This window comes from Escherichia whittamii (assembly GCF_014836715.1).
In the GTDB taxonomy this organism is placed as follows: Bacteria; Pseudomonadota; Gammaproteobacteria; order Enterobacterales; family Enterobacteriaceae; genus Escherichia; species Escherichia whittamii.
Map to the genome: position 1 here is coordinate 60,542 of NZ_JACSQI010000007.1, position 14,356 is coordinate 74,897.

Annotated in this window: 15 protein-coding genes; 9 read left to right on the forward strand and 6 right to left on the reverse strand. The window is 48.9% G+C overall.

The window, feature by feature from the left end; translation table 11 throughout:
- The 6 genes from mrdB to lipA all read left to right on the forward strand — a co-directional run bounded on the left by mrdB (nt 1) and on the right by lipA (nt 5,932).
- On the forward strand, nt 1-1,113 hold the full coding sequence (mrdB, locus tag H9644_RS12485; protein WP_000131717.1) for a peptidoglycan glycosyltransferase MrdB: 1,113 nt from the start codon (nt 1-3) through the stop codon (nt 1,111-1,113).
- Between the two features lie 9 nt (nt 1,114-1,122).
- Nucleotides 1,123-2,199 (forward strand): endolytic peptidoglycan transglycosylase RlpA, encoded by a 1,077-nt coding sequence (rlpA, locus tag H9644_RS12490; RefSeq protein ID WP_191774751.1) that lies wholly within the window; start codon nt 1,123-1,125, stop codon nt 2,197-2,199.
- A gap of 140 nt (nt 2,200-2,339) precedes the next feature.
- A complete protein-coding gene (dacA, locus tag H9644_RS12495) occupies nt 2,340-3,551 on the forward strand; it encodes a D-alanyl-D-alanine carboxypeptidase DacA (RefSeq protein ID WP_064528971.1) in 1,212 nt (403 codons plus the stop codon).
- 108 nt (nt 3,552-3,659) lie between these two features.
- Complete coding sequence (gene ybeD / locus H9644_RS12500) at nt 3,660-3,923, forward strand: DUF493 family protein YbeD (RefSeq protein ID WP_000850550.1); 264 nt, start codon at nt 3,660-3,662, stop codon at nt 3,921-3,923.
- 99 nt (nt 3,924-4,022) lie between these two features.
- The gene (lipB, locus tag H9644_RS12505) at nt 4,023-4,664 is read left to right on the forward strand and encodes a lipoyl(octanoyl) transferase LipB (RefSeq protein ID WP_064528972.1); all 642 of its coding nucleotides are present in this window, start codon (nt 4,023-4,025) and stop codon (nt 4,662-4,664) included.
- Nucleotides 4,665-4,966: 302 nt separating this feature from the next.
- Nucleotides 4,967-5,932, forward strand: coding sequence for a lipoyl synthase (gene lipA, locus H9644_RS12510; protein WP_000042625.1), 966 nt, complete (start codon nt 4,967-4,969; stop codon nt 5,930-5,932).
- A 99-nt stretch (nt 5,933-6,031) separates the two neighbouring features.
- On the opposite strand, the gene tatE is transcribed toward lipA, so the two are convergent.
- Together tatE and H9644_RS12520 are read right to left on the reverse strand one after the other, a co-directional pair.
- Nucleotides 6,032-6,235, reverse strand: coding sequence for a twin-arginine translocase subunit TatE (gene tatE / locus H9644_RS12515; protein ID WP_064528973.1), 204 nt, complete (start codon nt 6,233-6,235; stop codon nt 6,032-6,034).
- A gap of 128 nt (nt 6,236-6,363) precedes the next feature.
- The gene (locus tag H9644_RS12520) at nt 6,364-7,152 is read right to left on the reverse strand and encodes a deaminated glutathione amidase (RefSeq protein WP_191774753.1); all 789 of its coding nucleotides are present in this window, start codon (nt 7,150-7,152) and stop codon (nt 6,364-6,366) included.
- Between the two features lie 92 nt (nt 7,153-7,244).
- Here H9644_RS12520 and crcB point away from each other — a divergent pair, with 92 nt between their 5' ends.
- Complete coding sequence (gene crcB, locus H9644_RS12525; protein WP_191774755.1) at nt 7,245-7,628, forward strand: fluoride efflux transporter CrcB; 384 nt, start codon at nt 7,245-7,247, stop codon at nt 7,626-7,628.
- Between the two features lie 53 nt (nt 7,629-7,681).
- Here the strand turns inward: crcB and cspE are convergent, their stop codons facing one another.
- Both cspE and pagP read right to left on the reverse strand, forming a co-directional pair.
- Nucleotides 7,682-7,891: a transcription antiterminator/RNA stability regulator CspE gene (cspE, locus tag H9644_RS12530; protein WP_000034825.1), complete on the reverse strand. Its 210-nt coding sequence runs from the start codon at nt 7,889-7,891 to the stop codon at nt 7,682-7,684.
- A 174-nt stretch (nt 7,892-8,065) separates the two neighbouring features.
- Complete coding sequence (gene pagP, locus H9644_RS12535; protein ID WP_064528976.1) at nt 8,066-8,626, reverse strand: lipid IV(A) palmitoyltransferase PagP; 561 nt, start codon at nt 8,624-8,626, stop codon at nt 8,066-8,068.
- A gap of 558 nt (nt 8,627-9,184) precedes the next feature.
- Here pagP and dcuC point away from each other — a divergent pair.
- On the forward strand, nt 9,185-10,570 hold the full coding sequence (gene dcuC, locus H9644_RS12540) for an anaerobic C4-dicarboxylate transporter DcuC (protein WP_191774757.1): 1,386 nt from the start codon (nt 9,185-9,187) through the stop codon (nt 10,568-10,570).
- Between the two features lie 38 nt (nt 10,571-10,608).
- Here the strand turns inward: dcuC and dpiA are convergent, their stop codons facing one another.
- On the reverse strand, nt 10,609-11,289 hold the full coding sequence (dpiA, locus tag H9644_RS12545) for a two-component response regulator DpiA (RefSeq protein WP_105289161.1): 681 nt from the start codon (nt 11,287-11,289) through the stop codon (nt 10,609-10,611).
- Nucleotides 11,258-12,916 (reverse strand): sensor histidine kinase DpiB, encoded by a 1,659-nt coding sequence (dpiB, locus tag H9644_RS12550; RefSeq protein ID WP_105289162.1) that lies wholly within the window; start codon nt 12,914-12,916, stop codon nt 11,258-11,260. Before dpiB ends, dpiA begins: the two co-directional genes overlap by 32 nt.
- Nucleotides 12,917-13,294: 378 nt before the next feature.
- Here dpiB and citC point away from each other — a divergent pair, with 378 nt between their 5' ends.
- Nucleotides 13,295-14,353: a [citrate (pro-3S)-lyase] ligase gene (gene citC, locus H9644_RS12555; RefSeq protein WP_105289163.1), complete on the forward strand. Its 1,059-nt coding sequence runs from the start codon at nt 13,295-13,297 to the stop codon at nt 14,351-14,353.
- Nucleotides 14,354-14,356: the final 3 nt, after the last annotated feature.

The window sequence follows — 14,356 nt, forward strand, 5'->3', positions numbered from 1 at the left end:
ATGACGGATAATCCGAATAAAAAAACATTCTGGGATAAAGTCCATCTTGATCCCACAATGCTACTGATCTTGCTGGCATTACTGGTCTACAGCGCCCTGGTCATCTGGAGCGCCAGCGGCCAGGACATCGGCATGATGGAACGTAAAATCGGCCAGATCGCGATGGGGCTGGTCATTATGGTAGTGATGGCCCAAATTCCGCCGCGCGTTTATGAAGGCTGGGCGCCCTATCTCTATATCATCTGTATTATTTTGCTGGTAGCGGTAGATGCCTTTGGCGCCATCTCCAAAGGTGCTCAACGTTGGCTGGATCTCGGTATCGTCCGTTTCCAGCCTTCGGAAATCGCCAAAATAGCCGTGCCGCTCATGGTGGCACGCTTTATCAACCGTGACGTTTGCCCGCCATCGTTAAAAAATACCGCCATCGCGCTGGTACTGATTTTTATGCCCACGTTGCTGGTAGCTGCGCAGCCTGACCTGGGGACGTCAATCCTCGTTGCGCTTTCCGGTCTGTTTGTATTGTTTCTCTCCGGACTTAGCTGGCGCTTGATTGGCGTTGCGGTGGTACTGGTGGCAGCATTTATCCCTATTTTGTGGTTCTTCCTGATGCATGATTACCAGCGCCAGCGCGTAATGATGCTACTCGACCCGGAATCAGACCCACTTGGCGCGGGCTATCACATTATTCAGTCTAAAATTGCTATTGGCTCCGGTGGATTGCGCGGCAAGGGCTGGCTGCACGGTACCCAGTCACAGCTTGAATTTCTACCCGAACGCCATACCGATTTTATCTTCGCGGTACTGGCGGAAGAGTTGGGATTAGTCGGTATTTTGATTCTGCTTGCTCTCTATATTCTGCTAATCATGCGCGGACTGTGGATTGCGGCCAGAGCGCAAACTACCTTTGGTCGCGTCATGGCTGGCGGCTTAATGCTGATATTATTCGTTTATGTCTTCGTAAATATTGGTATGGTAAGCGGTATTCTGCCGGTTGTAGGGGTTCCACTCCCGCTGGTCAGTTATGGAGGATCGGCGCTCATAGTGCTGATGGCTGGGTTTGGGATTGTGATGTCAATCCACACCCACAGGAAAATGTTGTCGAAAAGCGTGTAAGAGGTGCGAATGCGTAAGCAGTGGCTCGGGATCTGCATCGCGGCAGGAATGCTCGCGGCATGTACTAGCGATGATGGTCAGCAACAGACGGTAAGTGTGCCGCAGCCTGCGGTATGTAACGGCCCTATAGTTGAAATTAGCGGGGCGGAACCACGTTTCGAACCACTGAACGCGACGGCAAATCAGGATTATCAGCGCGACGGCAAAAGCTACAAAATCGTGCAAGACCCTTCACGCTTTAGCCAGGCGGGCCTTGCTGCCATCTATGATGCCGAACCTGGCAGCAATCTGACGGCATCTGGCGAAGCATTTGATCCAACGCAGCTGACGGCGGCGCATCCAACGCTACCCATCCCCAGCTACGCCAGAATCACCAATCTGGCTAACGGGCGGATGATCGTGGTGCGTATTAACGATCGTGGTCCCTACGGTAACGACCGTGTGATTTCACTTTCACGCGCGGCAGCTGACCGTCTTAACACGTCGAACAATACAAAAGTTCGTATCGATCCAATTATCGTCGCCCAGGATGGTTCATTTTCTGGCCCAGGCATGGCTTGTACTACCATTGCTAAACAGACTTACGCCCTGCCTGCGCCGCCCGATTTAAACGGCGGCAGCGGAACAAATTCAATGCCTGTCCCGCAGGGTGATATTCTCCCGGTCAGCAACTCGACGCTGAAAAGCGAAGATCCGACCGGCGCGCCGGTAACCAGCAGTGGTTTCCTCGGCGCGCCAACTACCCTGGCGCCCGGCGTACTGGAAGGCAGCGAACCAACGCCTGCACCACAGCCAGTTGTCACCGCACCTGCAACAACACCTGCAATGGTGACACCACAATCCGCCTCGCAAAGCGCCAGCGGTAACTTTATGGTGCAAGTCGGGGCCGTTAGCGATCAGGCTCGCGCGCAACAGTATCAACAGCAACTGGGACAAAAGTTCGGCGTACCCGGTCGCGTGACCCAAAACGGCGCGGTCTGGCGTATCCAGCTTGGCCCGTTTACCAGCAAAGCTGAAGCCAGTGCCTTACAGCAACGTTTACAAACCGAAGCCCAATTACAGTCATTTATTACCACCGCGCAATAACGTAAAGCAGGCATCTGAAGTGTCAATTTCTGTAAATGACGTTAACAAAGTCACGCGGAAAGTCAGATGCCTGGCGGTAGTGCATTTGCTATAGTAGGGCACTTATTTTAAATTCCATCACGGATGTCGTAGTTCAGACCATGAATACCATTTTTTCCGCTCGTATCATGAAGCGCCTGGCGCTCACCACGGCTCTTTGCACAGCCTTTATCTCTGCTGCACATGCCGATGACCTGAATATCAAAACTATGATCCCGGGTGTACCGCAGATCGATGCGGAGTCTTACATCCTGATCGACTATAACTCCGGCAAAGTGCTCGCCGAGCAAAATGCGGATGTCCGTCGCGATCCTGCAAGCCTGACCAAAATGATGACCAGCTACGTTATCGGTCAGGCAATGAAAGCAGGTAAATTCAAAGAATCTGATTTAGTGACCATCGGTAATGACGCCTGGGCCACCGGTAACCCGGTGTTCAGAGGTTCTTCGCTGATGTTCCTCAAACCTGGCATGCAGGTACCAGTTTCTCAGCTTATCCGTGGTATCAACCTGCAATCTGGTAACGATGCTTGTGTTGCCATGGCTGACTTCGCCGCCGGTAGCCAGGATGCTTTCGTTGGCCTGATGAACAGTTACGTTAACGCACTGGGCCTGAAAAATACCCACTTCCAGACTGTACACGGTCTGGACGCTGACGGTCAGTACAGCTCCGCGCGTGATATGGCGCTGATCGGTCAGGCTCTTATTCGTGATGTTCCTAACGAATACGCTATCTATAAAGAGAAAGAGTTTACCTTTAACGGTATTCGCCAGCTCAACCGTAACGGCCTGCTATGGGATAACAGCCTGAATGTCGACGGTATCAAAACTGGCCATACTGACAAGGCGGGCTACAACCTTGTCGCCTCTGCAACAGAAGGTCAGATGCGTCTGATCTCCGCAGTCATGGGCGGACGCACGTTCAAAGGCCGTGAAACCGAAAGTAAAAAACTGCTGACCTGGGGCTTCCGCTTCTTCGAAACAGTTAACCCACTGAAAGTTGGCAAAGAGTTCGCCTCTGAACCGGTATGGTTTGGTAATACTGACCGCGCTTCATTAGGGGTTGATAAAGACGTTTACCTGACCATTCCGCGTGGCCGCATGAAAGACCTGAAAGCCAGCTACGTGCTGAACAGCAGTGAACTGCATGCGCCGCTGCAAAAGAACCAGGTCGTTGGCACCATCAACTTCCAGCTTGATGGCAAAACTATCGAACAACGCCCGCTGGTGGTGTTACAGGAAATTCCGGAAGGTAACTTCTTCGGCAAAATCATTGATTACATTAAATTAATGTTCCATCACTGGTTTGGCTAAAAATTGAACACTTGAAAGTGTAATTTCCGCCCCCATATACTAAGCATCAGTAAAAACTCCCGCCCTCTGGCGGGAGTTGCTATTTAATTACGTTACGCCGGAGCTGACATGAAGACCAAACTTAACGAACTGCTTGAATTCCCTACCCCTTTTACCTACAAAGTAATGGGGCAGGCGTTACCTGAGCTGGTTGATCAGGTGGTTGAAGTGGTACAGCGCCATGCGCCAGGTGACTACACCCCAACGGTAAAACCAAGCAGCAAAGGCAACTACCACTCGGTATCTATCACTATCAACGCCACTCATATCGAGCAGGTTGAAACTCTGTACGAAGAACTGGGCAAAATCGATATCGTTCGTATGGTTCTGTAATTCGCTTCTCCGTTACCCGGCCTCTGGTCGGGTAACTCCCCTTCCCTCGCTGTGATATAATTTTCCCCACTTTTACTCATTCTCCACGGAGATGCCGTTTTGTATCAGGATAAAATTCTTGTCCGCCAGCTCGGCCTTCAGCCTTACGAGCCTATTTCTCAGGCTATGCATGAATTCACCGATACTCGTGATGAAAATACCCTTGATGAAATCTGGCTGGTTGAACACCCTCCTGTATTCACCCAGGGGCAAGCAGGTAAAGCGGAACATATTTTAATGCCGGGCGATATTCCGGTGATCCAGAGCGATCGCGGCGGCCAGGTAACTTATCACGGACCGGGGCAACAGGTGATGTATGTGTTGCTTAACCTCAAACGCAGGAAGCTGGGCGTGCGTGAACTGGTGACCTTACTCGAACAAACGGTAGTGAATACCCTGGCCGAGCTGGATATTGAAGCGCACCCTCGGGCTGATGCTCCAGGTGTCTACGTTGGGGAAAAGAAAATTTGTTCGCTGGGATTACGTATTCGCCGCGGTTGTTCATTCCACGGACTGGCATTAAACGTCAATATGGATCTTTCGCCATTTTTACGTATCAACCCTTGTGGTTATGCCGGGATGGAAATGGCAAAAATATCGCAATGGAAACCTGATGCGACCACCGATAATATTGCACCGCGCTTACTGGCAAATATTTTAGCACTACTCAAAAATCCTGCCGTAGAATATATCCCTGCTTAATTCCCCTCTTAAATGACCCAAATCATATTGGGTCATTGCAGTCAGCGTGTTCCAATACTCCGCGGTCAACTGATGCTATCGAAATGTGTTTTGAAAAAGTATCGTTACATAGAGTTCACAGCGTAGAACGATAAAATGGCACAAACCAACAACAATTTTACATTTTCGCGACCGCTTTGGCTGCTTTCTGGGCCGTTTCAATGATATACTGCCAGTCGTTAATTCAAAAATAGTTGATAATTACAACAATCTATTGAATTGAAACGCTTTCCTTCGTAATTCGCAACTGGAACACGCACGCTATGAGTAAACCCATTGTGATGGAACGCGGTGTTAAATACCGCGATGCCGATAAGATGGCCCTTATCCCGGTTAAAAACGTGGCAACAGAGCGCGAAGCCCTGCTGCGCAAGCCGGAATGGATGAAAATCAAGCTTCCCGCGGACTCTACACGTATCCAGGGCATCAAAGCCGCAATGCGCAAAAATGGCCTGCATTCTGTCTGTGAGGAAGCCTCCTGCCCTAACCTGGCAGAATGCTTCAACCACGGCACAGCAACGTTTATGATCCTCGGCGCCATTTGTACCCGCCGTTGTCCGTTCTGTGACGTTGCCCACGGTCGCCCGGTCGCCCCGGATGCCAACGAGCCGGTAAAACTGGCGCAGACCATTGCTGATATGGCGCTGCGTTATGTGGTTATCACCTCCGTTGACCGCGATGACCTGCGCGATGGCGGAGCCCAGCACTTTGCGGATTGCATTACTGCCATCCGGGAAAAAAGCCCGGAAATCAAAATTGAAACTCTGGTGCCGGATTTCCGTGGTCGTATGGATCGCGCGCTGGATATTCTGACCGCCACACCGCCAGATGTGTTCAACCACAACCTGGAAAACGTACCACGTATTTACCGTCAGGTACGCCCGGGCGCGGATTACAACTGGTCGCTAAAACTGTTGGAACGCTTTAAAGAGGCGCATCCGGAGATCCCGACCAAATCCGGTTTGATGGTGGGACTGGGTGAAACCAATGAAGAGATTATTGAAGTCATGCGCGATCTGCGTCGTCATGGTGTAACCATGTTGACGCTGGGGCAATATCTGCAGCCAAGTCGCCATCACTTGCCGGTGCAACGCTACGTTAGCCCGGATGAGTTTGATGAAATGAAGGCCGAAGCGCTGGCGATGGGCTTTACCCATGCAGCATGCGGTCCGTTTGTCCGCTCTTCGTATCACGCCGACTTGCAGGCGAAAGGGATGGAAGTTAAGTAATCGTGTAATAATTGCTTACATCTGTCTGATAAAAAACCCGCTATCTGAAGCGGGTTTTTTTATCGAACAAGATATTGAGGGAGCGTCCTGCTCGCCACGTCACTCTTTATGAGAGAGCTTTTCAGCCTGAATATCAACGTCTGCGCCTTTTTTAGCCGCAGCGTCGTCATCATTCATCGCTTTCTTGAACCCTTTAATGGCCGCTCCCAGGTCTCCGCCCAGCGTACGTAACTTCTTAGTCCCAAACAGCAGAACGACCAGCGCCGCAACTACCAGCAGTTTGGTAATACTAATCTCACCCATAGATACCTTCTTGACATAAAACCGGCAACAGAACGCGCCTTAAAAACCAGAGAATATTAACGGTCATTCGACGCGCGCACACAATAGCAATCTGTAACAAGGTGAATCAAGCGCCGAGTAAAAAAACATCATAATAATTGCGGCGGCGCAAACCGGCGGTTGTTTAAAACAGGTAACTGCGCGCGCACCTGACGCACACGTTCAGGCGTCACTTCCGCCATGATTAACGCGGGCATTTCCGCTGCCGCAGCAATGGTGATGCCAAAAGGATCGATAATTCGACTTTGCCCAATGTTTTTGTTGCCACACTCCCCCGCCGCCACCATATAACAGGTGGTATCCAGAGCACGAGCGGCGAGCAAGGTTGACCAGTGGTGCTCTTTGAGTGGCCCGCGAACCCAGGCCGCTGGCAGGACCAGGATTTCCGCGCCCTGTAATGCCAGGGCCAATGCCAACTCTGGAAAGCGTAAGTCATAGCAGGTCATCAGCCCCACTTTCATGCCTTCAACCTCCAGTAAAGGGGCAATTTCATCACCTGCATCCACATGGCGCGATTCCTGAATGGCAAACGCATCATAGAGATGCAATTTGGCATACTGGGCGACAATTTTCCCCGCCTGCAGCGCCACCAGCATATTCCACGCGCGCCCAGGGGTTGAGGGAACATGAATCGTCAGAATCGTCGTCATCATGTTACGTTTACTTTCCCGCAGTAAACGTCCGAGGAATTCCCCTTCCAGCAACTGTGCCGATTTCACTGACAAATTCGGGTCAAGATCGTCGCGCGCCAGAAGCGCTTCCGGCAGGACAAACAGCGATACGTCGTTTTCCGCCGCCTGTGCCATTAACGAGGCGCAAACCTCTGCGTTCTTTTCCCATATTGATGTAACAGCAAATTGTCCTGCGGCAACCAGCATTACCACCTCCTGTCAGAGTCGTAAAATTCGCCAACGACGATTATTCGGCGTTACACTTATCACTCATACAAATCAAATAGCAGGATTTTGCAGTGTTACAACTCCTTTTAGCAGTTTTTATTGGCGGTGGTACGGGAAGCGTGGCGAGATGGCTATTAAGTATGCGATTTAACCCGCTGCATCAGGCGATCCCTTTGGGAACACTGGCCGCAAACCTGATCGGTGCATTCATCATAGGTATGGGATTTGCCTGGTTCAGTCGGATGACGAACATTGATCCTGTATGGAAAGTGTTAATCACCACCGGATTTTGTGGTGGATTGACAACCTTCTCAACATTTTCAGCAGAAGTGGTGTTTTTATTGCAGGAAGGGCGTTTTGGCTGGGCGTTACTGAACATCTTCGTAAATCTGTTAGGTTCCTTTGCCATGACTGCACTGGCTTTCTGGTTATTTTCAGCATCAACAGCACATTAAAGACCAAAAAAAACCCGCTGAATAAGCGGGTTTTGAATTCTTGCTGACGTATCTTACAGAGCGATTACGTTTGCAGCAGAAGGGCCTTTGGCACCGTTAGTGATTTCGAACTCTACGCGCTGACCTTCAGCAAGAGTTTTAAAACCATTAGTCTGGATTGCAGAGAAGTGTACGAACACATCTTTGCTGCCGTCTTCCGGAGTAATGAAACCGAATCCTTTGGACTCATTAAACCACTTAACGTTACCTTTAATCTTAGACATCAAAATTACCTTTACATGAAAAATAGACACAAATGCTGTGTCGGTTACCAGTACACCAATTGTGGTACGTTTTGTCCAGTGCAACTTTACTAAAAAGTGATAAAAGTCGCGTTATTTTTGATGTTAATACCATTACATACTGATTTTTAAGGTTTTTATTAAAACGTGACTTGTCTAAAACTGGAACCGCATCCAGGCAAAGTAAACATTGCCATTGTTGTAGGTGCCAGGGATGTAGGTCATCTGGAAAGTCGCTGGGCCATAGCCCACAGAAGCCAATGGCAGTAACAGCGGAACAGGTATGTAGTTCCAGTTATCACGCGCTGTCACACCAGCGGTGAATCCCAGACCGACATGAAAGTTTTCATCTGCCAGCGGTCGCCAGGTACTTTCCCAACCGTATCCGGCAATGGGCTCCCATTTATTCCATGAATCCTTAAACGCCATCGCGTACAAACCGTGCCAGTTGCCTTTCTCATCCCAACGTGACTGACCAAAACCACCACCCCACGGTCTTTCGTTATAGCGATCGGTTTTTTCTTTGTCATATGCGAAACGCGCATGCCAGGTGATGGCGGGAATATACAGATCATAATGCTCTGGCCGCTGCCAGGTTTCTGCAACATTCTCTCTAAATGTCGCAATCCATTGCTCTGCACTAGCTGAAACTTCTTCAACGCCAATTAACTGAATAAAAACAAAGGAAAATACGGAAACACATTTACTAGCGCCCATTAGCGACCACAGAAGACTTATCAAAATATATTGCCAGCATAGCCAAAGAAAAATAAATACAACCTTAACAAGGCAAACATAAAGAATAATCCGAGTGCCTGAAATTTATTTCATGAAATTTACCAATAAAACCATCGGATGTTTCCGGAGACTTAAGTCGCATTCTTCGGCTAAAGAACAGCTCATTCAAATAAAATACATATCCATACAAAACACTTAGCATCTATTTAATTTTCAATGAGATACAATGAAACCATCAATAAATCATTGCTTGCATTGCCACATAATGCGCATACAAGAATATTTTGGGGACGGACAACACACCATAAAAAAATTAACAAAATCGCATCAATTATTCATCACTTCACAAACATCATCATGTTGTAATTACTCCCCCTAAAATAAATTTTGTTATCCAGGTATAAAAACAACAACATCAATGTCTTAATGACAGCTTTCTTGATTTCAATCAGCGTCTGATGTCAATTTATTCGGCATATTTTTTCTTATTTTAGGACTTTTTTATTATTTTTGTAGATTCCGGAGACAGGAAAGAATATGCAGACATTTATTGAACTCCTTATTGGGGTTGTCGTTATTGTGGGTGTAGCTCGCTACATCATTAAAGGGTATTCCGCCACAGGGGTGCTATTTGTTGGCGGCCTGCTACTGCTGATCATCAGCGCTATAATGGGACACAAGGTTTTACCCTCCAGCCAGACGTCCACTGGCTACAGCGCCACAGATATCGTTGAATACATTAAAATATTACTGATGAGCCGTGGCGGCGATCTCGGTATGATGATTATGATGCTGTGTGGCTTTGCCGCTTACATGACCCACATTGGCGCGAACGATATGGTTGTCAAGCTGGCATCAAAACCGCTGCAGTACATTAACTCCCCTTACCTGCTGATGATTGCCGCCTACTTTGTCGCCTGTCTGATGTCGCTGGCAGTCTCTTCCGCAACCGGTCTTGGCGTTTTACTGATGGCAACATTGTTCCCGGTGATGGTGAACGTTGGTATCAGTCGCGGCGCGGCAGCTGCCATTTGTGCCTCACCTGCAGCAATTATTCTCGCACCAACATCTGGTGATGTGGTGCTGGCGGCACAGGCTTCTGAAATGCCGCTGATTGACTTCGCCTTCAAAACAACACTACCTATCTCTATTGCCGCGATTATCGGCATGGCGATTGCCCACTTTTTCTGGCAGCGTTATCTGGATAAAAAAGAGCACATCGCTCATGAAATGTTAGATGTCAGCGAAATCACGACCACTGCGCCCGCGTTTTACGCCATTCTGCCGTTTACACCGATCATTGGCGTGCTATTTTTTGACGGAAAATGGGGTCCGCAATTGCACATCATCACCATTCTGGTGATATGTATGCTGATTGCCTCTGTTCTGGAATTTATTCGCGGCTTTAATACGCAAAAAGTCTTTTCGGGCCTCGAGGTGGCTTATCGCGGCATGGCTGATGCCTTCGCTAACGTAGTAATGTTATTAGTTGCCGCTGGGGTTTTCGCTCAGGGTCTTAGCACTATTGGCTTTATCCAGAGTCTGATCTCAATCGCCACCTCATTCGGTTCGGCGAGCATTATCCTGATGCTGGTGCTGGTTATCCTGACAATGCTGGCAGCGGTCACCACTGGTTCCGGCAATGCGCCTTTCTATGCCTTTGTTGAGATGATCCCGAAACTGGCGCACTCTTCCGGCATTAACCCAGCGTACCTGACTATTCCGATGCTGCAGGCGTCAAACCTGGGGCGCACGCTTTCGCCAGTCTCTGGCGTGGTGGTTGCCGTTGCCGGGATGGCTAAAATATCACCTTTTGAAGTGGTTAAACGCACCTCGGTGCCGGTGCTTGTTGGGCTGGTGATTGTCATTGTGGCTACAGAGTTGATGGTACCCGGTACTTCCGCCGCGGTTACTGGTAAGTAATTTCCCAGGCCGGAGGAGCACGTCCTCCGGCACTCTCTTCATCCAGCGTGATAAATGCGCTGCGGCCTGCCGACTTTGCCGTGAACAATCTCGGCGATAATCAGATGACGGCTGGCGCAATATTCAAGATAACGTCTCGCGGTGGTGCGACTTATGGTCAAAGCCTGCGCCACTGTCTCAGCCGTATGTTGCACACCAGGCTCTTTGAACAGTTTTCTCACTGCGTTTAGCGTCAACGCGTCAATGCCAGTTGGCAGTTCATCCTTTGGTTCACCGCGAGCGTAAGCGTTGAACATCTCATCAATTTGCTTCTGACTGGCGCTATCAATACTTTCCAGCATGTGTTTACGCTGGCGATAACGAGTTAATGTCTGCCCCAAACGCTCATAAGCGATTGGCTTGATTAAATAATCAAACACACCGCAGCGCACAGCCTCAGATACTGTTTCCATATCGCTGGCGGCAGTGGTAAACACCACGTCGCCGGGGTAATGAGTCTGCACCAACTCATGCAACAAATTAATGCCTCTACCATCAGGGAGATAGTTATCCAGCAAGATAAGCCCCGGCTTAAAACGCTCGATCATCATTCGGGCCTGCGCCAGGTTTCCCGCCAGTAATATCTGACTGAAGCCGGGAATGTGACGAATATATTCCGCATGCATTTCTGCCAACGGTGTTTCGTCCTCAACGATCAATAGGGTTAATGGAGCTGTCATCAGGTTTCACTTTCGGAATATAGATTGAAAATAAAGTACCGCAGGGATCATTCTCTTCGAGAGTGATAACTCCACCGCAGCGCGTTACATAGCTGGCAATAAGATACAACCCAATGCCATGCTCACCGGGTTCGTCAGCACGCGTACTGACACCCTGCTCAAATATTTTGTCTCGTAGAGACTCTGGAACGCCGCAGCCCTGATCGGCGACTTCAATCACCACATCATCGCCTTCATCGCTGAGGAATAATTCAACGATCTTGTTTCCTTCATCGCTACGCAGGCTGGCTTCGAAGGCGTTATCAAGTAAGTTACCAACAATGGCTGCAAACTCAGTGCTGTCCAGTCCTGGCGGCAATTGTGAAAGCTGGCTACCGGGGACGATGGTCATTTTTAGCCCCAGTTCGCGGGCGCGCTGCACTTTGCCAAAAAGCAGTCCCGCCACCTGGCGATCGGCAAACGCCTCGCGCAGGTTGTCAATAAGCTGTTGCTGGGCCAGGGACTCCCCCTGCACCATCGCCAACACGCGATCATACTCTTTCATCTGCAACAGACCATTGAGCGTCGACATCCAATTGAGATGTTCGTGACGCAATGTGCGCAGACTCTCGACGTATTGTTTAATTTGCGTCAGTTGTGCATTAAGGGTAGATATTTCGTCCTTACTACGAAAACTAATAATTGCACCCAGCAAATCATCACCAGAACGAATAGCTTCGCGGTTAGCAATAACGCTCAGACCATTAAAATTCGCCACTACATCCTGACGTTTTTCATCAATTTCTTCGGTAAAGAAATCTGCCGGTCTGACAACCTCTGCAATAGGTCTGCCCAGCCACTGCCGTCCGGGGGAACTCAGCCCCAACATTTTTCTTGCATTGCGGTTGATGGCAGTAATATGCCCATACGGGTCCACCGCAATCAGTCCTTCATAAACTGAACTAAAAAGCGCCTCTTGCTGGCGGACCACGCGTGCAATCTGCTTTGGTTCCATCCCCATCATCTGGCGGCGGATATGCGCAGCTAAGAACCACGACAGCAGCATCAGAATGCCTAACAGCACGACAAACACACCCACCATCGGTAATAAAAACTCAGCCCGCCAGCTATCGATTTTACTCACCAGATACCCCACAGACACCACGCCGATGACTTTGCCATCGTCATCAAAGATCGGCGTTTTGGCGCGCATTGCCATACCTATCGACCCTTTGCCGGTGATGAAGTAACTCTCCCCTCTTTCCAGCGCCCCCGGTTTGGTAAACTGCATGGGGTAGCCAATCTTTTCCGGATTAGGATGGTAAAGGCGGATCGAATCCCGGTCACCAATCACCACATAATCGAAGTCGGTATCTCTTTGCAATTTGTTGGCGATAGTAGCCAGCCGTTTGTAGTCACGCGTTTTCACTGCGGTGATGATACTGTCATTGGAGGCAATAATTTTCGCCTGATTCATTGCCATGTCACGAACATGAAGCGTTAAATAGTCCTCAAAGCTGGCAGTAAAATATTGCGCCAACGCCGCGATGACAAATATCGAGAACACCAAAATCAGCAAAAAAATACGCAGCGGGAACGCCAGTCGTTGAAAAAAAGCAAACTGTTTATTCTCATTAAGCTGCAACATTGTTTTCCTTGCGGGGTAAGCCCTGTTTTTTGGTGGATGTAATTAAAATGTTGAATCTTGATATATAAAAATCAAATATAATCGTGGCAAAAATCATTCATTAAATCAATTAAACAACTTAAAACCACGCGCTAATTCGCAATTACATTAATTAAAAAACTTAAAACCATTAAATAAATAAAAAACCACTAACTCTATGTGAAATAAATCAAAATTTCACGATGCAATACTCCTTAGGATGTATGGCGAAAGGAGAAACAGAAATACCTCACTCACAGCCCTTTCTCTCAACTGAAAATAAAAGGTTATCAATTTGCTACACCGAACAACATTTGTTGCAAACCGATAACAACATGCACCTTCAGGATACTATTTATTATGTTCGGCAATGATATTTTCACCCGGGTAAAACGTTCAGAAAATAAAAAGATGGCGGAAATTACCCACTTTCTGCATGAAAATGATTTGAGTGTTGACACCACGGTCGAAGTATTTATTACCGTAACCCGCAATGAAAAGCTTATCGCTTGCGGTGGAATCGCCGGAAATATTATTAAGTGCGTCGCTATCAGCGAATCTGTTCGCGGTGAAGGACTGGCGCTGACATTAGCCACCGAACTGATAAACCTCGCCTATGAACGGCACAGCACGCATCTGTTTATTTATACCAAAACCGAATACGAGGCGCTGTTCCGCCAGTGCGGTTTCTATACGTTAACCAGCGTGCCTGGCGTGATGGTGTTGATGGAAAACAGCGCCACACGTCTGAAACGCTATGCCGAATCGCTGAAGAAATTCCGTCATGAAGGGAAGAAGATTGGCTGTATCGTCATGAACGCCAATCCCTTTACTAACGGCCACCGTTATCTGATTCAACAAGCTGCGGCACAGTGCGACTGGTTGCATCTATTTTTAGTCAAAGAAGATTCTTCACGCTTTCCCTATGACGACCGGTTGGATCTGGTGTTGAAAGGCACCGCCGATATTCCGCGCCTGACCGTGCATCGCGGCTCTGAGTACATCATCTCCCGCGCCACGTTCCCCTGTTACTTCATTAAAGAACAGAGCGTCATCAACCATTGTTACACCGAAATTGACCTGAAAATTTTCCGTCAGTACCTCGCGCCCGCACTGGGCATTACTCATCGCTTTGTTGGTACTGAACCCATTTGTCGCGTGACCGCCCAGTACAACCAGGATATGCGCTACTGGCTGGAAACACCGACCATCTCCGCACCGCCCATCGAACTGGTTGAAATTGAGCGACTGCGTTACCAGGAACTGCCGATATCCGCTTCCCGGGTACGTCAACTGCTGGTGAAAAACGATCTCACGGCTATCGCGCCACTGGTCCCGGCAACCACTCTGCATTACTTGCAGAATCTGCTTGAACACGCCCGCCAGGACGCGGCAGTTCGTCAAAAGACCCCCGCATAAGAA